The sequence below is a fragment of the Rhizocola hellebori genome, from assembly GCF_016862955.1.
Lineage (GTDB): Bacteria > Actinomycetota > Actinomycetes > Mycobacteriales > Micromonosporaceae > Rhizocola > Rhizocola hellebori.
The window spans coordinates 82,802-105,377 of record NZ_BONY01000033.1 but is presented as its reverse complement, the minus strand read 5'-3'; the positions used below and the strand labels follow the sequence as shown (position 1 = coordinate 105,377).

Annotated in this window: 24 protein-coding genes; 12 read left to right on the top strand and 12 right to left on the bottom strand. The window is 66.1% G+C overall.

The annotated features are described in order from the left end of the window. Positions 1–1,074 (top strand): FAD-binding protein (locus tag Rhe02_RS25835; RefSeq protein WP_203910938.1); only part of this gene is annotated, 1,074 nt, incomplete at its 5' end. Here the strand turns inward: Rhe02_RS25835 and Rhe02_RS25830 are convergent. From Rhe02_RS25830 to Rhe02_RS25815, 4 genes are read right to left on the bottom strand one after another with little or no spacing between them, the layout of a single operon-like run. Beyond that, a complete protein-coding gene (locus Rhe02_RS25830) occupies positions 1,067–2,224 on the bottom strand; it encodes a sulfotransferase family protein (RefSeq protein WP_203910948.1) in 1,158 nt (385 codons plus the stop codon). The genes Rhe02_RS25835 and Rhe02_RS25830 overlap by 8 nt on opposite strands. 11 nt (positions 2,225–2,235) lie before the next feature. Next, the gene (locus tag Rhe02_RS25825; RefSeq protein WP_203910937.1) at positions 2,236–3,012 is read right to left on the bottom strand and encodes an SDR family oxidoreductase; all 777 of its coding nucleotides are present in this window, start codon (positions 3,010–3,012) and stop codon (positions 2,236–2,238) included. A gap of 4 nt (positions 3,013–3,016) precedes the next feature. Beyond that, complete coding sequence (locus Rhe02_RS25820; RefSeq protein WP_203910936.1) at positions 3,017–4,174, bottom strand: hypothetical protein; 1,158 nt, start codon at positions 4,172–4,174, stop codon at positions 3,017–3,019. Positions 4,175–4,220: 46 nt separating this feature from the next. Further along, the gene (locus Rhe02_RS25815) at positions 4,221–4,769 is read right to left on the bottom strand and encodes a TetR/AcrR family transcriptional regulator (RefSeq protein ID WP_203910935.1); all 549 of its coding nucleotides are present in this window, start codon (positions 4,767–4,769) and stop codon (positions 4,221–4,223) included. A gap of 55 nt (positions 4,770–4,824) precedes the next feature. On the opposite strand from Rhe02_RS25815, the gene Rhe02_RS25810 reads away from it, so the two are divergent. After that, positions 4,825–5,880: an FAD-dependent oxidoreductase gene (locus tag Rhe02_RS25810; RefSeq protein WP_203910934.1), complete on the top strand. Its 1,056-nt coding sequence runs from the start codon at positions 4,825–4,827 to the stop codon at positions 5,878–5,880. Positions 5,881–5,889: 9 nt separating this feature from the next. On the opposite strand, the gene Rhe02_RS25805 is transcribed toward Rhe02_RS25810, so the two are convergent. From Rhe02_RS25805 to Rhe02_RS25790, 4 genes are all read right to left on the bottom strand, one after another. After that, a complete protein-coding gene (locus Rhe02_RS25805; protein ID WP_203910933.1) occupies positions 5,890–6,279 on the bottom strand; it encodes a DUF1801 domain-containing protein in 390 nt (129 codons plus the stop codon). After that, positions 6,251–7,162 (bottom strand): DUF72 domain-containing protein, encoded by a 912-nt coding sequence (locus Rhe02_RS25800; protein WP_203910932.1) that lies wholly within the window; start codon positions 7,160–7,162, stop codon positions 6,251–6,253. Before Rhe02_RS25800 ends, Rhe02_RS25805 begins: the two co-directional genes overlap by 29 nt. 57 nt (positions 7,163–7,219) lie before the next feature. After that, positions 7,220–7,720, bottom strand: coding sequence for a hypothetical protein (locus Rhe02_RS25795; protein ID WP_203910931.1), 501 nt, complete (start codon positions 7,718–7,720; stop codon positions 7,220–7,222). 90 nt (positions 7,721–7,810) lie between these two features. Beyond that, positions 7,811–8,683, bottom strand: coding sequence for a hypothetical protein (locus Rhe02_RS25790; protein ID WP_203910930.1), 873 nt, complete (start codon positions 8,681–8,683; stop codon positions 7,811–7,813). Between the two features lie 190 nt (positions 8,684–8,873). Between Rhe02_RS25790 and Rhe02_RS25785 the strand changes: the two genes are divergently transcribed. Together Rhe02_RS25785 and Rhe02_RS25780 are read left to right on the top strand one after the other, a co-directional pair. Further along, a complete protein-coding gene (locus Rhe02_RS25785) occupies positions 8,874–9,389 on the top strand; it encodes a SigE family RNA polymerase sigma factor (RefSeq protein WP_239124049.1) in 516 nt (171 codons plus the stop codon). A 5-nt stretch (positions 9,390–9,394) separates the two neighbouring features. Continuing rightward, positions 9,395–10,255, top strand: coding sequence for a hypothetical protein (locus Rhe02_RS25780; protein WP_203910929.1), 861 nt, complete (start codon positions 9,395–9,397; stop codon positions 10,253–10,255). Between the two features lie 54 nt (positions 10,256–10,309). Here the strand turns inward: Rhe02_RS25780 and Rhe02_RS25775 are convergent, their stop codons facing one another. Further along, complete coding sequence (locus Rhe02_RS25775; RefSeq protein ID WP_203910928.1) at positions 10,310–11,422, bottom strand: LacI family DNA-binding transcriptional regulator; 1,113 nt, start codon at positions 11,420–11,422, stop codon at positions 10,310–10,312. A gap of 199 nt (positions 11,423–11,621) precedes the next feature. Between Rhe02_RS25775 and Rhe02_RS25770 the strand changes: the two genes are divergently transcribed. From Rhe02_RS25770 to Rhe02_RS25745, 6 genes are read left to right on the top strand one after another with little or no spacing between them, the layout of a single operon-like run. Continuing rightward, positions 11,622–13,019, top strand: coding sequence for an aldehyde dehydrogenase family protein (locus Rhe02_RS25770; RefSeq protein ID WP_203910927.1), 1,398 nt, complete (start codon positions 11,622–11,624; stop codon positions 13,017–13,019). Beyond that, positions 13,016–14,416: a sugar ABC transporter ATP-binding protein gene (locus tag Rhe02_RS25765; protein ID WP_203910926.1), complete on the top strand. Its 1,401-nt coding sequence runs from the start codon at positions 13,016–13,018 to the stop codon at positions 14,414–14,416. The genes Rhe02_RS25770 and Rhe02_RS25765 overlap by 4 nt, the downstream gene beginning before the upstream one ends. Further along, positions 14,413–15,372: an ABC transporter permease gene (locus Rhe02_RS25760; protein WP_203910925.1), complete on the top strand. Its 960-nt coding sequence runs from the start codon at positions 14,413–14,415 to the stop codon at positions 15,370–15,372. The genes Rhe02_RS25765 and Rhe02_RS25760 overlap by 4 nt, the downstream gene beginning before the upstream one ends. Continuing rightward, positions 15,369–16,334 carry a substrate-binding domain-containing protein gene (locus tag Rhe02_RS25755; RefSeq protein WP_203910924.1) on the top strand — a complete coding sequence of 322 codons (966 nt, stop codon included), beginning with the start codon at positions 15,369–15,371 and terminating at the stop codon, positions 16,332–16,334. Before Rhe02_RS25760 ends, Rhe02_RS25755 begins: the two co-directional genes overlap by 4 nt. A gap of 14 nt (positions 16,335–16,348) precedes the next feature. After that, the gene (locus Rhe02_RS25750; RefSeq protein WP_203910923.1) at positions 16,349–18,157 is read left to right on the top strand and encodes a discoidin domain-containing protein; all 1,809 of its coding nucleotides are present in this window, start codon (positions 16,349–16,351) and stop codon (positions 18,155–18,157) included. Further along, positions 18,154–20,199 carry a discoidin domain-containing protein gene (locus tag Rhe02_RS25745; RefSeq protein WP_203910922.1) on the top strand — a complete coding sequence of 682 codons (2,046 nt, stop codon included), beginning with the start codon at positions 18,154–18,156 and terminating at the stop codon, positions 20,197–20,199. The genes Rhe02_RS25750 and Rhe02_RS25745 overlap by 4 nt, the downstream gene beginning before the upstream one ends. Before the next feature lie 148 nt (positions 20,200–20,347). Here Rhe02_RS25745 and Rhe02_RS25740 read toward each other — a convergent pair whose 3' ends face one another. Genes Rhe02_RS25740 through Rhe02_RS25730 form a run of 3 tightly spaced genes read right to left on the bottom strand, consistent with a single transcriptional unit; the run spans position 20,348 to position 21,775 of the window. Next, positions 20,348–20,980, bottom strand: a complete 633-nt coding sequence (locus tag Rhe02_RS25740) for a DUF998 domain-containing protein (RefSeq protein ID WP_239124050.1) — start codon at positions 20,978–20,980, stop codon at positions 20,348–20,350. Positions 20,981–20,985: 5 nt separating this feature from the next. Further along, positions 20,986–21,477 (bottom strand): SRPBCC domain-containing protein, encoded by a 492-nt coding sequence (locus tag Rhe02_RS25735; RefSeq protein ID WP_203910921.1) that lies wholly within the window; start codon positions 21,475–21,477, stop codon positions 20,986–20,988. Next, on the bottom strand, positions 21,470–21,775 hold the full coding sequence (locus tag Rhe02_RS25730; RefSeq protein WP_239124048.1) for an ArsR/SmtB family transcription factor: 306 nt from the start codon (positions 21,773–21,775) through the stop codon (positions 21,470–21,472). The genes Rhe02_RS25735 and Rhe02_RS25730 overlap by 8 nt, the downstream gene beginning before the upstream one ends. 108 nt (positions 21,776–21,883) lie before the next feature. Between Rhe02_RS25730 and Rhe02_RS25725 the strand changes: the two genes are divergently transcribed. Beyond that, entirely contained in the window at positions 21,884–22,129 is a 246-nt protein-coding gene (locus tag Rhe02_RS25725) for a hypothetical protein (protein ID WP_203910919.1), read from the top strand. After that, on the top strand, positions 22,126–22,557 hold the full coding sequence (locus Rhe02_RS25720) for a hypothetical protein (RefSeq protein WP_203910918.1): 432 nt from the start codon (positions 22,126–22,128) through the stop codon (positions 22,555–22,557). The genes Rhe02_RS25725 and Rhe02_RS25720 overlap by 4 nt, the downstream gene beginning before the upstream one ends. Positions 22,558–22,576: the final 19 nt, after the last annotated feature.

Genomic DNA, 22,576 nt, shown 5'->3' with positions numbered 1-22,576 from the left:
TACGTGGCCGCAGCGGCCCTGGGCCAGCGTCCGATCACGATGGGACAGGCCCTGGCGGGCGGGCTGCGGGCCGGTCTGCTGGCCGCGGGCGTCCCGGTCTGGCTGTCCACCGCGCTCACCGATCTGTATGTCGAGGGGGGCCGGGTCGCCGGCGTGCGTGCCACCCGAAACGGCGAGGAGCTTCTGCTCAAGGCGAGGCGGGGCGTCATCATCGGCTCCGGCGGATTCGAGCACAACGAGCGCATGCGCAAGGAGTTCCAGCGCGAGCCGATCGGCGTGACCTGGACGGTGGGCGCGAGCACCAACACCGGAGACGGAATCGAAGCCGGGACCCGGGCCGGGGCAACGCTTGACCTGATGGACGACGCGTGGTGGGGTCCGGCGATCCCGCTGCCCGACGGGCCATACTTCTGCCTGGCCGAAAGAACCCTGCCCGGGACCATGTTCGTCAACGGCCAGGGGAAACGGTTCGTCAACGAAGCCGCGCCCTACAGTGACGTCGTGCATGTCATGTACAGCAAGCACACCGCCGCCAACCCGCACATCCCGTGCTGGATGATCGCCGACCAGAACTACCGCGACCGCTACCTGTTCAAGGACATCCCGCCGCTGGCACCGCTGCCACAGTCCTGGTTGGACAGCGGCGCGGTGCACAGGTCGCCGACGATCGACGACCTGGCGCGGCGCATCAACGTTCCCGCGGCCAACCTGCGCAACACCCTGGTGCGCTTCAACTGGCTCGCCTTCACCGGCAAGGACCTCGATTTCAAGCGCGGCGACAGCAAATACGACGAGTATTTCGCCGACCCGGTCCAGTGGCCCAGCCCGTGCCTGGCGAGCATCGACCTGCCACCCTACTACGCATTTAAGATCGTGCCTGGTGACCTGGGCACCAAGGGCGGCATGAAAACCGACACCCGGTCACGGGTGCTGCGGGCGGACGGCAGCACGATTCCCGGCCTGTTCGCGGCCGGAAACGCCAGCGCAGCCGTGATGGGCCGCAGCTACGCCGGTGCCGGGGCCACCCTCGGGCCCGCCCTGACCTTCGGTTACCTCGCCGGCATGACTATCTAACCGGTGGTTCCCATGCGCCGAAACGCTCGTCGACTTCCTCGCCGGTCAGGCCGAAGTCGGCGAGCTCATACCGGTGTGTGGGCTTGCGCTCCCCCGACCGGCTCTCGCCATGCAAGGCCTGCATCGCCGCCCGAGCCTGCGTGCTGAGCGGCGTGCCCAGGCGTTCGTAGATGGCTTCGACAACGCCTATCGGCTCGGAGACAAAATCCTCGTAGTACACGTCGATAAATTGCCGCGGGTCGTGTGTCGCGCGGTCGGCCACAAACCGCTGCAGGCCGCGCGCCCACAGGTCAAGCTGGGCCCGCCCGACCACCTCGCCGCTGTACCGGTCGGACCAGCCCTCGGCGGCGCGGGCGTTGAGACTGCACACCGAGGCGATGGCCGTTCGCGGCGAGCGGTGGGTCTGAATCACCAGCGCGTCGGGATACACCTCGAGCAGCGCATTGAGGGCGAAAAGGTGACTGGGGTTCTTGAGCACCCAGCGGCGGCCGGCGTCGTCGTGCCCGATGAGCTGAAGGTTGCGGCGGTGGCGCCGATAGGCCGGCACCCAGTCCTGTTTGGACAGCCACTGCGAATAGGTGGGCAGATAGGCAAGACACTCGAACGAGATGGAGGTCATCGACTGGCGAAGCAACTGCCAGCATTCCTCGACCTGGTCGGCCGAGATGTAGTGCAGCCCCATGAACTCGGGATGCTCCAGATGATGCTGCTGGTACCCGGCCTGGATCGCCGCGAAGATCGGGTTGGACTCCCAGGTGTCGCGCGGCGGGCGCGGCTGCGGCACCTCGGTCAGCCAGAGCTCCAGACCTTGATGCGCCGGGTCGGCCGTCAGCAGCCGATGCAGCGCTGTGGTCCCGGTTCTCGGCAGCCCGGTCACGAAGATCGGCCGCTCGATCGCCACGCTTTCATGCGCCGGGACCTGCTTCCAGCCCACCTCGCTCAGCGACCGCGCCATCAGCGCGCCGCGCAGGAACGCCCGCATCACCTTGTTACCCAAGGGGGTCAGCGCGCTGTCGCGGGCGTAGGACTCAAGCAGGACCTGGAGGCCCTCGAGATAGCTGTCGTCGCCGTAGTCTTCCAGCCCGGTGATCTTGGTCGCCGACGCGTGCAGATCCTCCACCGTGCCCACGTTGTCTCTCATGCCTGTGATGCCTACGCCTCTCAGTGGTGGAACTCGCCGCCGTTGACGTCGAGGCATTGGCCGGTGACCGCGCGAGCCATATCGGAAGCGAGAAAGACGACGGTGTCGGCGATCTCGGCCGGCTCTATCAACCGGCGCAGGTCGATGGTCGCGGCGATCTCGTCATAGATTTGCTGACCGGTCACGCCTTTCTTGGTACCCAGAAAATCGAAGTAGGTTTTCAGCGTGTCGGCCCAAATGTAACTGGGCGCCACCGAGTTGACCCGGACACCTTGCGGCCCAAGCTCTGCGGACAGGCTCTGCGCCAATGACAACAGGCTGGTTTTGGCCATCTTGTAGGTGCCGAAGGTGCGCCTGGAGTGGCGCAGCACGGCCGACAGCACCATCACGATGGAGCCTTTCGACTCCACCAGTGTGGGAGCGAAAAGCTGGGTCAGCCGAAGCGTCGCGAGCACATTGGTCTCGAAGCTTTCCCGGAAAGCCAGCAGATCGACCTTGAGCAAGTCACGCATGGTGGGCATGGCAAAGGCGTTGTTCACCAGCGTGTCCACCCGCCCGAACGCCTCCAGCGAGGCCTGCACCAGGTCTTGCGCGGCCTGCGGATCGGTGATGTCGGTGGGCACCGTCACCGCGCGCCGGCCAAGGGCGGTCACCTCCTTGGCCACCTCCTCCAGACGCGACTGCGTTCTGGCCGCCAGCACCAGATCCGCCCCGGCCCGCGCGGCCTGTACGGCGATCGCCTGCCCCAGACCGGGCCCGATACCGGACACCACCACCACTTTGTCCTTGAGCAGCATCGGATCAACCCACCATTCTCGTGGCGACGCCGGCTTGACGCGCGGCGATTCGGGCGGCGAAGTCGTCGGCCCCACGGGCCCGGTAAAAGGCAAGGCGCTCAGGAACTTCCGCGATCGGCATCACCTCGACCTGCGGGCCGTCGGCGGCCGTAAGCTCGCGGGAGAGCCGCTGCCAGCGCAACTGCACGTAACCGCGGCGGTGGCCGAGGCACTCCAGCCAGTTCGCCACGCCCGGGTCGCGCTCGCTGATGACGAAGCGCAGCATGCCGTCCGGGTCCACGTCGGCCTGGTCGGCGGTCAGGCTCGTCTGATGGTTGATGTAGTCCATCGATATGTACCACATCGTGCCCAGCTGGATTCCCTGATATGGCGCTTCCGACTTGGGCACCGTGACCACCATCGCCTGCTCGGGGTCGAGGTCGTAATGCCCCACCGAGGAGAACTGGGTCGACAGGCCGCCCGGGGTGGTGCGCGGCGGGGTCAGCGTGTTCACCGGAAGTTTGAGGTAGAACCACTCCGGGAAGGCCAGGAAGGTCTTGAGGCGGCTCAGCAGGATCTTCCCCGCCACACCGTAGCGTTTGGACATCTTGCTCATGGTCAGCGGGGGCGGGGCCGACCCGGTCGTCTCCACCCGCCGGATCCTGATCATGCCGCGTTGCTCCGCCGACCAGTCGCTGTAAACCTCCCGCACCACCAGCATTTCCGACCCCGGCCCGAGCGTGAAGTAATTGGGACCGGCCTTGCCCGGCCCGAAGCGGATCTCGTAGCTTCCATCCGCGCCGATTTCGAAGGCGCGATCGTCGAAGGCGGCCAGGCTGTCGGGAACCTCGACCGGCGAATAGTCGCCGTTGAGCACTTGGAAGCTCAGATCCGTTGTGGTGCCGCGTATCCCCGAGACCACATATTCGGCGTCGTCGCGAAGGTAAGAGTGAAAGTAGACGGTGTCCGGGTTGTCCAGACCCATCTTTGTGTACGGCCCGGTCGAGTGCACAAAATGCGGGAAGTCCCTTTCATAGGCCCAGGCCAGCTGCAGCGATGCCCGGATGCTCCCGGCCAGGTAGTCCATGCCTTCGATCAGATCCTGCTCGGTGTGCACGTGGGGGGCCGAGGCGATAACCTTCTCCGCTTCGGCCATCGCCTCAGCGAACGGCTGGGTCAGCATCCCGCAAGATTAGAACGTGTTCTAAGATCTGGTCAATGGTCGCAGGTCAGAGCATTCCACGCAGCAGCATGGCGATGGCCGGCGCGGGATCGAAGCCGGGGACCGGGCTGGCGAGCTGGTTCACCATCAGTCCGTCCACAAAGGACAGGATGATGCGCAGGTCCGCGGCGGGGTCCTGCGAGCCGAGCGCCCCCACGAAGGGCACCGCCCACGCCTCCAGCTCGTGGCGCGCGACGGCGATCTGCGCCTGTAGGGCGGGATTGTGGCTCGCCTCAACGAATAGCGCATGCCGCGCCAGCGTGATCACCCGGCCGTCGCCGGTGAGCTGGCGGACCATCTGGCTCAGCGCGGTCACGAACGCCTCGCGATCGGGCAGGCCCTGCCCGGCCAGGCTCGCCCAGCCCGCCTTCTCCCGCTCCTGCAAGCGCCCGAGCACCCCAGCCACCAGGGCTTCCCGGGTGCGGAACAGGTTGGAGGTCGAGCCGTGCGGCAGACCGGCCCGGTCATCGACGGCCCGGTGGGTCAGGTTACGCATGCCGCGGCTGCCAAGGACTTCGATGGCGGCATCGAGGACCTGCTGCTGGCGCGCTGACACGTGCCCACACTACACCTGTAGTCAGCGGCACTACAGCTGTAGTATCGTCGCGAGTATGGCCCGTAGCGCAGCGATCATCGGCGGCGGAATCGGCGGCCTGGCCACCGCGGCGGCGCTCGCCACCACCGGCTGGCAGGTCGAAGTCTTCGAACGCGCACCACGCCTGCCCGACACCGGAACAGGTCTGGGCATCTGGCCCAACGCGCTGCGCGCGCTCGACCGGCTGGGTCTGGGCGAGGCGGCCCGAAGCCTGGGCCGCAAGCAGCCCAGCGGGGCGATCACCAGGCCGGACGGGTCCAGGATCGCGACCATCGACACGGCCCGTGTGGAACGCCGCCTGGGTGAGCCGGTCTATCTGCTCTCCCGGCCCGCCCTGCTGCGCCTGCTCGCGACCGCCGTGCCCGAGGGCGCTGTGCGCTATGGCCACCCGATCGACGACCCGCCGCGATCCGGCTACGACCTGATCGTCGGGGCGGACGGCATCCACAGCACCACCCGCAAAGCCGTCTTCGGCGACCGGCCCGGCCTGGTCTACTCGGGATGGACGGTGTGGCGCGGAACTGTCCAGCTCGATCTGGAGGTGGGCGGGGAAACCTGGGGGCGGGCCATGAAGTTCGGGGTCACCCCGCAGGAACCCGGGCGCACCAACTGGTACGCGGTGCGCACCGCTCCCGAGGGCTACCGCCCACCCGGCGGCGACCTCGCCGAGCTGCGCCAGCTCTTCGGCCACTGGCACGACCCGGTGCCGCGCATCCTGGATCGGATAGAGCTCGATGGCTTCCTGCGGCACGACCTGCACTACCTGCCCGCGCTGGCCGCCTTCGTCACCGGCAACGTGGCCCTGATCGGCGACGCGGCCCACGCCATGACGCCCGACCTGGGTCAGGGCGCATGCCAGGCGATGATCGATGGCGTCGCGCTCGCCGACGCACTGGCCGCCGACCGCGACGTGCCGACCGCCTTGCGCCACTACGACCGCGCGCGGCGCAAACCCGCCCAGCGGTTGGCAGCCATGTCCTTACGGGCCAGCCAACTCGCCCGGATGAGCCGTCTCCTGCCGCTGCGCGACGCCCTCACCCGCGCCGCACTCGCCTTCGGCCCGCCCGGCTAGCCGGCGCCCCTAAGTCTTCAGCTTGCGCCAGCCGCCCGCTCGATTGTTGGCGATGATCTGTTTGAACATGGCTTTGAGCGCCCGTTTATTTATCTTCTCGCCCTCCCGCACGGCCACCGTACGCGCGGTCTTGTTGTCGTGCCCACCGGTGATGATGCCCTCGGGATCGGGCACGATCGCCCCGTCGTAAAGAAACACATTGACGTGCGTCTTCGCCGCTAGTAGGGCGCAGATGTTGCCCTGCAAGACAAAGTACGGCTGCACTGTGCGTTTGACGGTTTCGGTGACCTCCGCGTCGGCCGAGTGAACCAGCTCCCTCACCTCCTGGCAGATCGCGCGCTGCCAGTCGGGAAGGGCGGCGAGGTAGGCGTCAACCCGCGGATCCGCCACATACTTCATGACTCCACGGTAACCCGAGCAGCTCAGCCAGCTTGGCCGCATCCGTCTGCGCCTGACCCGCGCAACAGTTGTTCATCAGCACATGCAGCCGATCGGCTTCGTGACTCAGCTCGCGCAGCCGCACCGCCCACGCCGCCAGCTCGTCATCGCCGTAGGCGTAACGGAATTGCTCCTGCTTGTTGCCGGTCGCCCAAAGCTTGCTGTGGCCGTGAAACCGCACCATCGCGGTGTCGGCGGTCGCGATGAGGATGGGCGGCACCGAAGTCTCATGGCCTTGCGGCATGTCCACACAGCAGTAGGTGATGTCATGCTCGGCCAGCATCGCCAGAGTCCGCTCCGCGGTCTGCGCAGTGAACCAGGACGAGTGCCGAAGTTCCACCGCGGCCCGGAAAGGCTGGCAGCGCAGGGCCGAGTCGATGATCCGCCGCTGCTCCCGCTCACCGTGCTTGAACCAGTGCGGGAACTGCAACAGGATAACGCCCAGTTTGCCTTTTACCGCAAGGGGCTCCAATGACTCTTTGAATCTGGACCACAGCTCGTCGTATGCCCCCACGGACAGGTCTCGGCGCCGCAGCTGCTCCTCCGAGTGCGCCCCCGCCGGGCGAAGGTCCTGCGGCAGGTTGGCCGCCTTCGTGGTGTGGCCGCTGAAGATGCTGAAAGCCTTGATGTCGAAGACGAACGACTCGGGTGAATGAGCGACCCACGACTCGGTCACCTCCACCGCCGGGATCGCGTAGTAGGTGGTGTCCACCTCGACCACCTGGTAACGCCGGCCGTAATAGGCCAGGCGAGCCGCGGCCGTGTTGACGCCGGGCGGGTACCAGCCAGAGGCAAGCAGCAGTTTATCGGCCCAGGATGACGTTCCTATCAGGATTTCGCCCACCAGGCATATTTACACTACATAGATAACAACTAAACATTGCTTTTTCCGGCCAGCTGACTAGCGGCTGTCCCGCTTCGCCTGACGGCGGGTGCCCATAGCCTTAGAGCTGGCATGACGCTTGCGCATCGCGGGGGCCGACGCCGGAACAGGCTGTGCCCGCTGCGCCTTCTTCGCCGGCCGGGCCCGGCCCGCGGCCTTGGGCGGAGCGGTGTTGCGCTGAGCGCGGGCCTCCTGCAGGCGTTGTGTCTTCAGCTCGGTGGCGCTCTGGCGTGCCGCGGCGGCGAGGCTTCGGCTCACCCGGGCCAGCGCGTCTTCGAAGACTTCGGCCTTTTGCCTGTTGCGGGTGCTCTTCGGGTGGGCCTTGCCCCGCGCGCCCTGCTCGGTCACCCGGGTGCTGGCCTCACGGCGATACAACTTCGAGTATTTGTTGCGGGCGCCGCGCACCCGGGCGTGCAACTCGAGCAGGCCATCCTCGTCAAGCTGCCCCAGCGCCTCGGGCATGGTCTCGTTCACGAGCAGAAACTCCGCCTCGGTGAGCGAATTCAGCAAAGCACTCATGTGTGGCTCCCGGTCCCAGGGTCGAGCTTGCCTTACCTTTGTAGCCCAGCGAGCCCTGCCCTGGCACCGGAAACCATAGATGATCATGCGCTAGTTGATGGTGACTCGCTTGCGGACAATCTCGTACCCGTCCGGCTCATCGGCGCATACCACGAAGGTGCCGATGGTGTGGGCGTCCGGCCCGTTGCGCATCGCGGTGGTCCATGCCGTCGACGACGGAGTGCTGCCGGGCGAGGATTCCTGAAGCTTGGTACCGAAATCGGCCGAGCCATCCCCGATCACCTGCATGCCGCCACCGATCGACACCTTGCCCGCCGGACAGCTGGTGGCATCGCGCAGGAAGCTGTTGCCGATCAGCGCATGGTCCTCGCGCACGATCTGGTAGCCGTCCGGCGCGTTCGCACACACGGCGGTGATGGCGATGGTGTGCGAGCTGAAGCTGTTGTTCTCCACCGCCACCAGCCACGACGACGACGAGGGCTGGTTGCCGGGCCCCGACTCGCGGATGACGGTGTCGAAGTTGGCCGAGCCCTCGCCGACCACGGTCGCCCCACCGCTGAGCGAGACCTTCCCCGCCGGACAGGACACGGTCGTGCGCCGGAAGCCGAGCCCGCCGACCGTCACGTTGCGCTGCACCAGCTCATGACCGGAGAAGGGAGCATCCGCGCAGACCGCGTACAGGCCTAGCGAGTGTGAGTTGAACAGATCGTTGTTCTTCATCGCGGTCATCCACGCCCGGGGCGAACCTCCCACGTTGCCGGGCGCCGTTTCCTGAATGACGGTGAGGAAGTCGGCCGACCCTTCGCCGATGACCTGCGCCCCGCCGCCGATCACGACCTTGCCCGTTGGGCAGATAGCCGAGTCCCGGACGAAGCCACCGCCGAAGGCGTGGGCCGGGCTGGCATACAGAGTTACCGCGGCCGACACGAGGGCCGCCGCACAAGCTAACGCAGCTCGATTCATGGCCGGAAGGCTATGTAAGCGCCTCAGCCTGGCGAAACGCTGCGTCGCTTTGCCGACCACGCTCGGGCGGTCTTGCCCGGCCCGGGGGCGCTGTGTGTAAAAAGACGCAGACACCTCACCCGACCGGTGCTTGGCTATCCTGCCGCAATGAGCCGGGCAACCATTGCCGTCCGCGGTACGTGGTAGGACCGTGACGGAAACCAAGGCAATGACGAGCGCCGACGCCGCATACGTCGCCTTCGTCGAGGCTGCCTGGCAGCGACATCTGCGGCTCGCCCTGCTGCTGACCGGCGATCGGTGGCAGGCGGAGGAGCTGCTTCAGGACAGCCTCGTGCGGATCTACGAGCGGTGGCGAAGGCTTTCGCGAACCGACGACCTCAACGCCTATCTGCGCAAAGTGCTGGTGAACAACCACACCTCGCTGTGGCGACGGCGGCGGCGCGAAAGCCTGGTCGCTGAGGTACCAGACGCGGCGGCTCAGGGTGGCGACGTAAGCGCTGAGGCGCTGGCGGTCCGGGACGCGCTTCGGTCCCTGCCACCCAGACAGCGCGCTGTCGTGGTGCTGCGCCATTACGAGGACCTGACCGAGTCACAGGTGGCCCAGGTGCTCGGCTGCGCGATCGGAACGGTGAAAAGCCAGCACGCCAAAGCCTTGGCCAAGCTCCGCCACGCCATGTCCGAACCGGTATTCGAGACAAGCAGGTGACACATATGCACGACTTCGATGAGCGGCTGTCACACCGGCTGCACGAGCTGGCCGGCAGTGCGCCGGACAGCGCCGCGGGCGATGCGACGGCGCGCACTCTGATCCAGCGTGGCCGCCAGGCCCGGCGGCGTGCGACAGCCCTGACCGCGACCTCGCTGACGATCCTCGCGGGTGGGTTGGCGGTGGCGGCGGTCGTGGTCGCGACCCACCCGGGCGCATCCCCGGTCACCGCCAACGCGGCCGGTGACGCCCGCACTGAGCTGGTGGCCGCGATCACCGCCAGCCAGAGCACCACCTATCAGATGAACATCAGGCTCAAATCCGTTCTGGTACCCGGTTCCAAGGACACCGTCTCCACCGGCGCCTTCGACCCGGGCGCACACACCGGATACCTGCGCACGCCCGCCGACGAGGGCCCGGGGTTCAACGAGGAACGCCTGATCCAGGGCCGGCTCTACATCGGCTCGGCCGGGGTCGACCGCGTGCTGCACTTCCGGCGGGTAGCGGGCAGGTCGGAGACGCTGCGCTACGACTGGTCGCTGGGTGGCACGCTGACCGGTTCGGCCAACCCGGACGAGCTGCTCGCGATGCTGCGCGAAGAAGGGGCCACGGTCACCCGAAATGGCAACCGTGGCTTCCATTTCGAGTACACGCCGAAGAAGCTTCCCGAAAATGCGGTCACCGACCGCGTCTCCGGCGACATCACCCTTGATTCGGCCAACCGGATCGCCAGCGTGGTCTACGACCGGTTCGTCGACTGGACGAAGCCCGGAGTCACTCCTACACCGGTCCACATGCACGTGGTGATGGAGTTCTCCGGCTACGGACTGCCGGTGACCGTGCAGGAGCCTGACAAGGCCGATTGACGGTCGCTGGAAAGCAAGAACCCTGGCTCTTTTCGAGCCAGGGTTCTTTCGTCATCAGGCAGATTCGCGCCGGATAAGCCTGGCCGGGATGACGATCTCGCGGCCCGGCCCGGATTCCGCTCCAGAAACCCTGTCCAGCAACAGCCGCGCGCACGCCCGGCCGATTTCGCGGGCCGGGTTGGCCATCGTGGTCAGCTGCGGGGAAACCAGGCTCGCCGCCTCGATGTCGTCGAAGCCCATCACCGCAAGCTGACCCGGTACTTCGAGCCCGCGCTGGCGAGCCACATCGAGCGCGCCGATCGCCATCATGTCGTTGGCACAGAACACCGCCTGCGGCCGATCGCGCAACTTCAGCAGCCGGGTCATCGCTTCCGCGCCGCCTTCCCGGCTGAATTCGGTCTGTGCCACCAGATTCGGGTCTGCTTTCAGACCGGCCGCGCGCAGGGCCGCCTGATAGCCCATGATGCGCTCCGCGGCCGGGCCGTGCGCGGCCGGCCCGGACAGGAAGCCGATCCGGCGGTATCCACGCTCGATCAGATATCCGGTGGCCTCGGCCGCGGCGCCCTCGTCATCGGTGTGCAGCAGGTCCACCCCGGGCTGGGCCTGGCGGCCGCCGAGCCTCACCGCGGGAATTCCCGCGTCGATGACGGGTTGCAGGTCGGCGGCATGGGTGTCGAAGACCGCGAACGCCACCGCGTCCACCTGACGCGAGATCATTTTGTCGAGCGCGATCCGCTCGAGCTCGCGGTCACCGTTGGTATTGGTGATTATCTCGTCGTACCCGGCCGGCCCGAGGACGTCCTGCAGACCGCGAGCGAGCAAGGGATAGAAGGGGTTGGTGATGTCGGGGATGACCAAACCGATCGTCATGGTGCGCCCCGCGCGCAGCCCTCGGGCGACCACGTTGGGCCGGTAGCCCAGCTGATCGATGGCCTCCATGATGCGGCGGCGGGTCGCTTCCGAGACCGGCCTGCGCCCGTTGAGCGCATGCGACACGGTGGTCGCACTGACGCCGGCGAGCTGCGCGACCTGGCCGATGTGCGGCCGATCTGGCCGAGGCGACATCACCGGTTCCCTTCCTGACGGCTTGGCTTTTCCGCCAGAACAGGCAGCATACGTTGCCGAGATGAGGGCGGCTGCCAGGGCGATGGCGAGCCTGGGGATCATGGCGTCTCCTCGGATTCCTAAAGACGCACATCCTATAGGATATTTCATAGATGTTCGAGGCATTGACTTCGATCGTGTTGCGGGTAGATTATCGGCACAAGTCTTAACGTTTTGCTAAACGAAAAGTGTTGGTACATCACGGGTCCGTGGTTTCGGCGATCCGCCGATTTGTGATGCCTCATGCCTGGGGAGCGTCACCATGTCCGTCTCAGTTATCGAGGTCTACAACCCCGGCACCGCGGAGCTGCTGGGCGAAATCGCCGCCATGTCAGATGACCAGGTAGTCGCGGCCGTCGACGCGGCTCAAGAGGGCCAGCGCATGATGGCGGCCATGCCCGCACACGAGCGGGCAGCTGCGCTGCAGCGGATTGCCACGCTTATCGAGTCCGAAAAGGACAGTCTTGCGGCATTGCTCGCCGCCGAGAACGGCAAGCCGATCCGGCAGACCCGCGGCGAGGTCGACGCCGCAATTCGCATCTTTCGTGGGTACGCGGCCGAAGCCACCCGGCTGTTCGGAAGGCAGATCCCGCTCGATGCGGTACCCGGGCTGGAACGCCATCTAGCGGTGACCCTGCGCGAGCCGCTGGGTCCGGTGGCCGCGTTGGTGCCGTTCAACTATCCGGTGGAGCTCTACGCACACAAGGCCGCCGCCGCGCTCGCCGCCGGCAATGCCGTGCTCGTGCAACCGCCCGCAAGGTGTCCGCTCGCGTTGGTGAGGGTGGCCGAGCTGGTCGCCCAGGCCGGGGTGCCCGCACCGGCCCACCAGCTGGTGACCGGCGACGTGCGGGTTTCCCAGCTCCTGGCCCGCCTGCCCGGCATCGCCGCGGTAACCATCACCGGCAGCACCGCCGCCGGCCGGGAGATCGCCCGCCTCGGCGCCGAGACCCTGAAGAAGGTCATGCTGGAGCTGGGTGGCAACGACGCGCTTATCGTCTGCGACGACGCCGATGTCGACGCCGCCGCCGAGGCGGTCGTGCTGGGAAGGCTCGCCCGCGGCAACGGCCAGATCTGCTGTGCCGTCAAGCGCGTCTACGTCCAGGCGGGCGTGTACGACGCGTTCGTGGCGGCGCTGCTGGAACAGACCGCCAAGCTCGTGATCGGCGACCAGCTGCTCGAAGCCACCGATGTCGGCCCGCTCATCGCCGAGCAGTCGGCGCAACGGGTCGAGGAGGCGGTGGGGCGGCTGGTGGCCGACGGCGCGCGGCTGGTGGCCGGGGGCACGCGCCGGGGGGCGTTTGTGGATCCGGCGATCCTGGTCGAGGTACCCACCACAAGCAGCGCATTCGCCGAGGAGATCTTCGGCCCGGTGGCGCCGGTGGCGAGGTTCTCCGATCCGATGGATGCGGTCAGGATGGCCAACGAGTCGCCCTACGGCCTGCACGCCGCCGTGTTCACCCGGGACATCTCCAATGCGTTCAGCATCGCCAAACTCCTCGACGTCGGCGGGGTGATCGTCAACGGCTCGACGGCGCTGCGCGCCGAGAACCTCCCCTTCGGCGGGACCAAGGACACCGGCGGTTATCGCGAAGGTCTACATGAGACAGTGCTCGACTTCACGCGCCAGAAGACCGTGGTCGTGATGGACGCTTTCCGATGAGCCGCCTCGAACTTCGCGGAGTCCACAAGGACTTCAGCGGAGTGGAGGTGCTGCACGGCGTCGACCTGAGCGGTGACACAGGAGAGGTAATCGGCGTGGTCGGCGCGAACGGGGCCGGCAAGTCCACGCTGATCAAGATTCTGTCCGGGGCGCTGCCGATGAGCCAGGGCGAGATGTGGATGGACGGCGAACGGGTCGACCTGCGCTCCCCGCACGATGCTCACGACCGCGGAATTCGTACGGTCTATCAGGAGCTCTCCTTGGTGCCCGAGCTGTCGGTGACCGAGAACCTGCTGATGGGTTCGTTTCCACGGCGATTTGGCCTCATCGATTGGACGGCCGCGCATTCCCGTGCGCAACAGCTGCTGGACCGGGTCGGCTTCGGCGCCATCAACCCAAAATCCAAGGCGGGTCAGCTTTCCGTGGCCCGCCAGCAGATGGTGGAGATCGCCAAAGCGCTGGTGAGCGAGCCACGCGTGCTGGTGCTCGACGAGCCCTCGGCGGTGCTCGCCGGCAGCGATCTGGCCGCGCTTTTCGCGCTGGTGCGCCAGCTGCGCGACAGCGGAGTGCTGGTTATCTATGTCTCCCACCGGCTGGTAGAGGTGCTCGAGCTGGCGTCCTCGATCGTGGTGATCAAGGACGGCCGCATCATCGAGACCACGGTGCCGCAGCAGACGAACGAGGACGAGCTAATCAGGTTGATGGCCGGCCGGCGGCTTGAGCAGATCTATCCTCCCCGTCGCCACGCGCCCGGCCAGGTCCTGCTCGACGCGGAGGGTCTCCAGCTGCGGGCCGGCGAGATTGTGGGATTGTTCGGCCTGGTCGGCTCGGGCCGAAGCGAGCTGGCGCACCGAATATTTCGCCACCCCGCCAAGGCCATCAAGGACGGGCTGGCCTTCGTCACCGAGGATCGCGCCCGCAGCGGGCTGGTGCTGGGGATGCCGGTGCGCGACAACATCAGCCTGACCACCTGGCGATCCAACGCCAAGGGACCGTTCATCGACGCCTCCGCGCAGCGGCGCGATGTCGCCCGGATGGTGGAACAGCTGGGGATCCGCCCCGCCAACTGTGCGGCCATGCCCGCGGTCCACCTCAGTGGCGGCAACCAGCAAAAGGTCGTTCTGGCCAAATGGTTGTTGCGAAATCCGCGTGTCCTGCTGCTCGACGAACCGACCCGGGGCGTGGACATGGCGACCCGGGTCGACATCTACCGCATGGTGGATCAGCTTGCCAGACAAGGGCTGGCGGTCCTGCTGATCTCCTCCGAGCTGACCGAGGTGATCGGGGCGACCGACCGCGTGCTGGTGATGCACCAGGGCCGGATCACCGGCGAGCTGAACTCCGCCGACACCGGAGAGGACGAGGTCCTCGCCTACGCCATGGGAAGAAATGTATGACTACCATCCCCCGGCCGGTCATCGGCGGCCGTGATGTCACCGTCGAAGTTGGCTTCACCCTGCTCATCGGGCTGCTTGTCGTGGTGGCGGCATCCACCTCGGATTCGTTTCTGAGCCAGACCAACATTACCAATCTGCTCAAGCAGATGGTGACCGTCGGGCTGCTCGCCTTCGGCATGCTGGTCGTCATTCTCACCGGCGGCATCGACCTTTCCGTCGGCTCGATCGTCGCCTTCGCCGGGATAGTCACGGCCGGCTTGGTCGCCAACATTCCCCTCCCCCTGGCGATGGCGATCGGGATCGCCTCCGGCATCGCCTTCGGTCTGGTCAACGGCACGCTGATCGCCAGATTCGCCCTCGCCCCTTTTGTCGTGACGCTGGCGTCCCTGACCACCATTCGCGGGTTAGCCTTTGTCTATTCCGAGGTCCCCATCGCCCCGGCCGATCCAGCCTTCCTGACGCTGGGCACCACCATGGTCGGGCCGATTCCACTCACGACGGTCATCATGGTGGCCGTATTCCTGGTCGGCGGTGTTTTCTTGGCCCGCACCCCGCCGGGCAGGTCGATCATCGCCATCGGCGGCAACGCCGAAACCGTGCGGCTGGCCGGAATCAACGTGCGCCGTCACGTGATCGCCGCCTACACCATCAGCGGGGCCTGCGCCGGCCTGGCCGGCGTGATCCTGGCCAGCAGGGTCGGCATCGCCCAGCCCAGCGTCGGGGTCGCCTTCGAGCTGGACGCGATCGCCGCCTGCGTGATCGGCGGCGCGAGCCTTTCCGGCGGACGCGGATCGGCGAAGGCGACCTTCGGCGGCGTCCTCGTCCTGGTGCTCATCAACAACCTGCTCAACCTCTACAGCGTTCAGAGCTACTGGCAACAGGTCCTAAAAGGACTAATCATCATCGCCGTCATCCTCGTGCAGCGCACGAATCGATCCCTTGGAGTTACCCGATGAAAATCAACCGACTGGGCGCCTTACTGGCCTCCGGTGCTCTTGTCGTCGGCCTGGCAGCGTGCAACGCCGACGAAGCCAGCACCGGAAAGTCGTACACCATTGGCGTCGCCAACTTCCTGCTTAGCGGCCCCTACTTCAGCGGCATGGACGCCGCGATCACCGCTCAGGCAAAAGCCAAAACGACCGCCGATCTCACCATCAAAACCATCAGTACCGATGCCAACGGCGACGCGGCCAAGCTCGCCTCCGACGTCGAAGACCTGCTGAGCAAAAACGTCGACGCCATCATCATTTCCGGCGGCCCCCTGGAGTCCGCTCCGGCCGCGCTCAACGCCATCAAGGCGGCGGGCAAGCCCGTGGTGCTCGTCGACCGCAAATTTGCCACCGGCGAATACACGAGCTGGATAGGGCCTGACAACGAAACCATCGGCAAGCAGGACGGCGAGTTTCTTATCAAACATTTGGCGGGTACCGGAAAGGTCGCGATCATCAAGGGCGGCCCCGCCGACAACAGCATCGGTTTGGCGCGCACCAACGGTTTGAAGGCCTCGCTGAGCAAGGCTCCCGGCATCAAAGTGGTGGAAGCGCCCGGCTTCGGCGGCTGGGGTTCCGACGGCGGCCTGACCATCATGGAAAGCCTGCTCGCGACCAACCCCGACCTGGCCGCGGTGTTCTGCGAAAACGACGCGATGTGCCTGGGCGCGCAGCGGGCCATCGAGGCCGCCGGCAAGTCCAAGCAGATCGCCATCGCCGGAGTGGACGGCCAGCTCGAAGCGCTACAGGCGATCCTGGCCGGGTCCAACTATCTGGTGACCGGTTTGAACAGCCCGAAGGTCATCGGCAGCCTCAGCCTCGATCGCACGGTAGCCGTTCTCGGCGGGGCCAAGGTGGAGAAGGACACCGTCGTCCCCTCTCCCCAGATCACCAAGGCGAACGCAGCACAGTACCTCGACCCCAAGTAGTAGGGAGCGCCCGCATGCTCACGTCCCGGAGATTCATTGCGGCAGCAACCACGATCGCCATCACCGCCGCGGCAGCTGCGGCCAGTGTCGCCCCACTGGCCGCGGCGGCCGCGCCGCCCGGCTGGCAGCTGTTGTATTCAGAGAACTTCACCACCGCCCTCAACACGAACACCGCCCCCTGGGTACGCGACACCTACGCCACCGGTTTCGACAACATCACCGATGACCCGGGGTTGTGGTACCACAACGACTACGGGTCGGCGTGGGACACCGCGCTGGCTTCCTTCCACACCTACCGCAAGGACATCCAGTTCGGCCAGAGCGGCTGGCTGACCGCGTCACTGTCGGCACGTGACTTCAACCGCGACGGGGGCATCGAGTCACCGCCCTCTATCACGACCCAAACGCTCGGCACGGAGAAGGTCGCGACCATCAACGTTCCGGAGAGCACCGGCGGCGCGATCTTCCGCCCCACCAATCGGCTGCCCGACCAGTACCGGATCGAATACAAGCTCAAGACACTCGACTTCGGCGGCAAACGCGGCGGCACCATCAACTACAACGGCCGGGTCAACGGCTACAGCGCCACGGGGTGCAAGACGCAGCATCCGTGGGGCGAAGGCCAGAACACCCCGGGCTGGAGTGGCAATGCCGCCGCGCCATATTGCGAATGGCAAAGCGTGCGCGAAGGCCCGTACGGGTACAACGGCTTCCACTTCCTATCCATCGTAGACTTCGCGAATCCGGCGCCGCGGAACAATCACTTCTGGCACTACCACCGCAAGGTGCTGATGGACTCGTTCTCACAGCATCCCGACCGCGTGGGCACCGGCACCGGTGGCCGCATCTGCAACGCCGCCAACAACACCTACTACAACTACCGTGACAGCAACTTCAACACGGTCAACATGTGGATCAGCGGCATGCCGAACTGGAACAACGGCGGCGGCGGTCTGCCCGGCAACTCGCAGTGGTTCATGACCAGCTGCTCGGGCGGGGTCGCGGAGAACCAGCTCTCCTCCGCCGCGGAGCTGCAGCCGGAGCTGATGCCCAACCAGTTCTACTCGTTCGCGATCGAGCGCAGCGCGACCGCCTACACCCTGGAGGTCACCGGTAACTTCGCCCGGTCCGGCCAGCGGACGCTGCGCTTCACGCGGCCGTTCGTCGTCAATAACGTGCCGATCTGGCACTACAACACGACCACCGCCGGGTACACCGGCCAGTTCAACGGCACCCTCACCCAAAACGACGACCATGGCACAGGCAGCTGGCCCAACCAGTGGCCCAACGGATCGTCCTATCCGGACTACTTCATCATTGGCGACCTCTACACCAACGTGTACGAAGGCAGCGCCAGCCTCACCGACATCGCCCTGTATGTCCCGGAGACGACTCCCCCGCCGAACAACCTCGCGCTGAACAAGCCGGCCACCGCATCCAGCCAATGCGCGGCGACCGAGGCTCCGGCCAAGGCTGTCAACGGCAGCTGGACCGGCGGCAACGCCGACAAGTGGTGCGCCCTGGGCACGAACAGGTGGCTCCAGGTCGACCTGCAGTCCAACCAGCAGGTCAGCAAGTTCGTCGTGCGCCACTCCGGGGCCGGCGGCGAGAAGGCGTCATGGAACACGCGCGACTTCGATCTACAGGTGAGCACGAACGGCACCACCTGGACCACGGTCGCCTCACCGCGCGGAAACACCGCCAATGTCACCACGCACACCTTCACCCCGGTGACCGCCAGATATCTCCGGCTCAATGTCATCACTCCCACCAGCGACACCGACACAGCCGCGCGGATCTACGAATTGGAGGCCTACTCATGACAGTCTCCCGCCGCACATTCATCACTTCGGTGGCCGCCGGCTCGACACTGGCCGCGCTGGGCAGCTCGGCTTCCGCGGCGAGCCCACCCGGTGATGTGGTAGGCAAAGTCACGGTCGGCTACCAGGGCTGGTTCGCCGCGACCGGCGACGGCGCACCGATCAACGGCTGGTGGCATTGGAGCAGCAATTGGGGTCAGCCGCCTTCGCCGAGCAACACTGCCATCGTTTCCTGGCCGGACATGCGCGACTACACCCGCGGCTTCCAGACCGCATATGCCAATCTGGGCAATGGCCGTCCGGCCACCCTGTTCTCCTCCTACGACGCGCAGACTGTCGATACCCACTTTCGCTGGATGCAGGAAAACGGTTGCGACACCGCGGCTTTGCAGCGGTTCAATCCGTTCAGCGGAGAGGGCGCCACCCGCGACGCCATGGCGGCGAAGGTCCGCACCGCCGCTGAGGCTCGCGGCCGCAAGTTCTACATCATGTATGACGTCACCAACTGGACCAACATGCAGTCGGAAATCAAGACCGACTGGACCAACAAGATGAAGGCGCACACCGCCTCGCCCGCCTACGCCGTGCAGAACGGCAAACCGGTCGTCTGCATTTGGGGTTTCGGCTTCAACGACGCCGGCCGTCCCTTCGCACCGGCGCCGTGCCTGGACGTCATCAACTGGTTCAAGGGCCAGGGCTGTTATGTGATCGGCGGGGTGCCGACCTACTGGCGGCAGGGCATCAACGACTCCCGCGCAGGCTTTTTCGGCGTGTACACGGCCTTCAACATGATCTCGCCGTGGATGGTCGGCCGCACAGGCACGCTGGCCGGGCTTGACTCCTTCTACACCAACGTCAATGTCCCCGATCAGGCCGAGTGCAATGCCCGCGGCATCGACTACCAGCCCTGTGTCATGCCCGGCGATCTGTCGACCCGGGGCGTGCGCCGGCACGGTGACTTCTACTGGCGACACATCTACAACATGGTCCGCCTTGGCGCGCAAGGCCTTTACGTCTCCATGTTCGACGAATACAACGAAGGCAACCAGATCGCCAAGACCGCCGAGAGCGCGGCCTGGATTCCGGCCGGCTCATCCTTTGTCACCCTTGACGAGGACGGCACCGCATGCTCATCCGACTACTACCTGCGAATCACCGCCGACGGCAGCCGGATGCTCAAAGGCCTGATCCCGCTGACCGCGGTGCGCCCGACCCAGCCGACCGGCGGAACGCCACCGGATCCCAACAACATCGCGCGCGGCAAGCCGACCTCGGCAAGCAGCCAGAAGCCGAACCTGGTCTCGGCCAACACCGTTGACGGCAACACCGCCACCTATTGGGAGGGCAACGACAACGCCTTCCCGCAATGGGTTCAGGTGGACCTCGGCGCGTCCTACGCGCCCACCAGGGTGGTGCTCAAGCTTCCGGTCGCTTGGGCGGCGCGCACGCAAACCCTCTCGGTGCAAGGCAGTGCCGACGCCGTGAGCTTTACTACGATTAGCCCTTCCGCCGGGTACCAGTTCAGCCCCGCCAATGCCAACACGGTCACCATCAACCTCACCGGGTCACTGCGGTATCTGCGAATCAACGTCACCGCCAACACCGGCGCCGCGGCCGGTCAGCTGGCCGAGTTGGAAGTGTTCGGCTCGGTGGTGGTTCCCGCCGGATCCAGCCTGCGATCGCGGGCAAACAACCTTTACGTGTCGGCCGTGGGCACCTCGCCACTCATCGCCAACAAGAGCGCCGTCGGCACGACCGAACGGTTCGATGTCATCGATCGCGGCGGCGGCAACATCGCCCTGCGCTCTCGGCCCAACAACATGTACGTCTGCGCCGAGAACGCCGGCGCGGCACCGCTGGTGGCCAACCGGGCAGCGATCGGCGGCTGGGAGACCTTCGCCCTCGTCCGCAACGCCAACGGCACCGTCAGCCTGCGTGCTCAGGCCAACAACATGTATGTATGCGCCGAGAACGCAGGCGCGGCCGCCCTGATCGCCAACCGCACAGCCATCGGCCCCTGGGAGCAATTCGACCTGCTCACCTAGTGACAATGGAACCGGTGCCACGCCCGACATCCCAAGCGTGGCACCGTTTCCTCACTCCGCCCCCCGCTGCGCCTTCAGGGCGACCGCCACCAGCACCGCTGCTTCACCCGCCGCTCGCCACAGCTTCAGACAACGCGAGCCCGCTACTTCACCACGCCGAACGCCACAGCTTCAGGTAGATCGAGGTGGCCCACAGCGAGCCGATCAGCTGGCCGACCACCATCGGCCGGAAGTCGGCCGCGGTGAAGGCCGCCACATCAGTGGCGAGGATGGCAATCGGCGCCACTATGCTCCACGCCACCCATCCCCGTTCACGGTCGGCGGCGAACCGCCTTGCGAACACCACATAGGCCGCCAGGCCGGCGATGCCGGCGAGACCCGGTGCCGTCGAGTGCACGATGCCGTGCCAGGTCACCACCTCCGAGGCCCCCACCGGGTACCCGTTGATGGGATCGGCAAGGAAGATGCCCGAGACGATCAGCGCCGCGCCGCCCAACCCGAGCAGCCGCGGACCCCACGTGCTTGCCCGGCCCGGTGCCAGCGCTCGCCGCAGGCCGAACGCACCCGCCAGCGCCAGCGCGCCGCAGACCACGAAGTTGGCGATCTGCAGCCAGCCAAGCTCGCCCAACGCCAGCGAACTCAATGGATGCTGGGCCGGGTCAAACCCTTGCCGGGTATAGGCCTGCACGAGCACCACCGCCACGAACAGCGGCCCCGCGATGGCCCCCGCCATCAGCAGCGGCCGGCTCACACCCGCCCGCGCGACCGGCATTGCCAGCATGGCGCTCACGAGTCCATCTCCTCGCCGGTCTCCAGCACCGTCTTCAGCCCACTGAGCGCCCACGCCCAGCCGCCACCGGCACCCATCTCCTCAAGGTCACCGCGCATCAACGCGGCCATGCCCGGCGCTCCGGTCACGTCGTGGGTGACCGTCAGCGAGCACACTCCGCCCTTGCCTTCCACGATCTCGTAGGTCAGCCGGGTAAACCCTTCGGCCGCGATCGACGGATCCATCAACATGCGCAGTGTCTGCACCAGTTTCCGGGGCGGATCGACCTCGATAACCTCACCGTCGACCGCCACCTCCGGCGCACCGTAGGCAATCATGCCCTCGTTGGCGCGACCCACATATGCGCCGCCCGGGCGCAGATCGTAGTCGCTGAGCCCGCGGTAGCCGTAGCGCGCGGTCCACTCCGGCTTGGTGATCGCGTCCCAGATCGCCTGCGGGGTCGCCTTGATATACACGCGATGTACTTGCACAGTCTCGATATCACTCATCGGTCTTCTCCAACTCGGCCTTCAGCTGCACCAGCGCTGACGCCTGATGCTCGGTATATTTATCGATCCATCGATCATGAATAAGCCGGATCGGCACCGGATTGAGAAAGTGCAGCTTCTCCCGGCCCGACCGGCGGCTGACCACAAGACCCGCGTCTTCGAGCACACGCAAGTGCTTCATCACGCCGAAGCGCGACATCTCCAGCTCCGACTCCAGCTCCGTCAGCGTGCGGCCGTCACGCGCAAAGAGCAGGTCAAGCAGGAATCGCCGGGTGGAGTCGGCCAGCGCCTTGAACACCCGATCATCGTCAACCACCACTCCAAGATATGTGACCCATTGGTCACATGTCAATCGCCAGGCGCCCGACTCTGTCGCCGGCGAATGGCGAGCCTCTACGATCTGCCGGTGACCATGAACAGCTTTTCGGTGTCAGTCCGCTTGCAGCGCCTCACCACCGAGGAATGCCACGTGTCCGTGCCGGTCACGCAGGAAGTCATGCAAGACCAGCCCGACGCCGACGGGAGCTTCCGCCTCGACGGCAAGAAGATCTTTGAAGCGGCTATCCGCATGGGCCAGGAATCCGGGAACTGGGCCCTCGAAGCCCAGCATGTCGAGGTACACCCGATTCAAAAGGCACCCGATCGGCAATGACGAGCGATCAGGACGAGGATGACAACTGGCTCAACGGGGCATACCTGACGTGTGCGGGCTGCCAGGAACAGCTCTACCGCGTTGACCATTCCCCGTTCTACGACTGCTATTTCCTGTACTGCGACCGCTGCCCCATGCGCGTCGACGTCAGTTATTACGACCCGGTCCTGGAATCGATTACGGCCGACGGATACGAGCACCTGATGCTGGCCATCGCCTCCCGCCTGAACCCCTGCGAATGCGGCGGCCGGTTCAGCGACACCGCGCCACGCCGGTGCTATCGCTGCCACACCATCCTCGACATCGACCCCCCATCGGGCATCGACATTTGGCCCGCGGTCTGGCCAGACAATGACGAACCCAGCCCAGCCGAGCAGGAAATCGCCGACAGACTCACCCGTAGCGAGAACCTATGGGCTCAACCCTGACTGATTACTCTGGCGCTGG

What these genes read in the sequence shown, in the direction of transcription:
- Rhe02_RS25805 (WP_203910933.1), bottom strand. Translation starts at nt 6,279, where the DNA reads ATGAAGTATGTGGCGGATCCGCGGGTTGACGCCTACCTCGCCGCCCTT.
- Rhe02_RS25825 (WP_203910937.1), bottom strand. Translation starts at nt 3,012, where the DNA reads ATGCTGCTCAAGGACAAAGTGGTGGTGGTGTCCGGTATCGGGCCCGGT.
- Rhe02_RS25760 (WP_203910925.1), top strand. Translation starts at nt 14,413, where the DNA reads ATGACTACCATCCCCCGGCCGGTCATCGGCGGCCGTGATGTCACCGTC.
- Rhe02_RS25755 (WP_203910924.1), top strand. Translation starts at nt 15,369, where the DNA reads ATGAAAATCAACCGACTGGGCGCCTTACTGGCCTCCGGTGCTCTTGTC.
- Rhe02_RS25750 (WP_203910923.1), top strand. Translation starts at nt 16,349, where the DNA reads ATGCTCACGTCCCGGAGATTCATTGCGGCAGCAACCACGATCGCCATC.
- Rhe02_RS25790 (WP_203910930.1), bottom strand. Translation starts at nt 8,683, where the DNA reads ATGAATCGAGCTGCGTTAGCTTGTGCGGCGGCCCTCGTGTCGGCCGCG.
- Rhe02_RS25735 (WP_203910921.1), bottom strand. Translation starts at nt 21,477, where the DNA reads ATGAGTGATATCGAGACTGTGCAAGTACATCGCGTGTATATCAAGGCG.
- Rhe02_RS25775 (WP_203910928.1), bottom strand. Translation starts at nt 11,422, where the DNA reads ATGATCCCCAGGCTCGCCATCGCCCTGGCAGCCGCCCTCATCTCGGCA.
- Rhe02_RS25740 (WP_239124050.1), bottom strand. Translation starts at nt 20,980, where the DNA reads ATGCTGGCAATGCCGGTCGCGCGGGCGGGTGTGAGCCGGCCGCTGCTG.
- Rhe02_RS25720 (WP_203910918.1), top strand. Translation starts at nt 22,126, where the DNA reads ATGACGAGCGATCAGGACGAGGATGACAACTGGCTCAACGGGGCATAC.
- Rhe02_RS25745 (WP_203910922.1), top strand. Translation starts at nt 18,154, where the DNA reads ATGACAGTCTCCCGCCGCACATTCATCACTTCGGTGGCCGCCGGCTCG.
- Rhe02_RS25780 (WP_203910929.1), top strand. Translation starts at nt 9,395, where the DNA reads ATGCACGACTTCGATGAGCGGCTGTCACACCGGCTGCACGAGCTGGCC.
- Rhe02_RS25810 (WP_203910934.1), top strand. Translation starts at nt 4,825, where the DNA reads ATGGCCCGTAGCGCAGCGATCATCGGCGGCGGAATCGGCGGCCTGGCC.
- Rhe02_RS25765 (WP_203910926.1), top strand. Translation starts at nt 13,016, where the DNA reads ATGAGCCGCCTCGAACTTCGCGGAGTCCACAAGGACTTCAGCGGAGTG.
- Rhe02_RS25795 (WP_203910931.1), bottom strand. Translation starts at nt 7,720, where the DNA reads ATGAGTGCTTTGCTGAATTCGCTCACCGAGGCGGAGTTTCTGCTCGTG.
- Rhe02_RS25820 (WP_203910936.1), bottom strand. Translation starts at nt 4,174, where the DNA reads ATGCTGACCCAGCCGTTCGCTGAGGCGATGGCCGAAGCGGAGAAGGTT.
- Rhe02_RS25770 (WP_203910927.1), top strand. Translation starts at nt 11,622, where the DNA reads ATGTCCGTCTCAGTTATCGAGGTCTACAACCCCGGCACCGCGGAGCTG.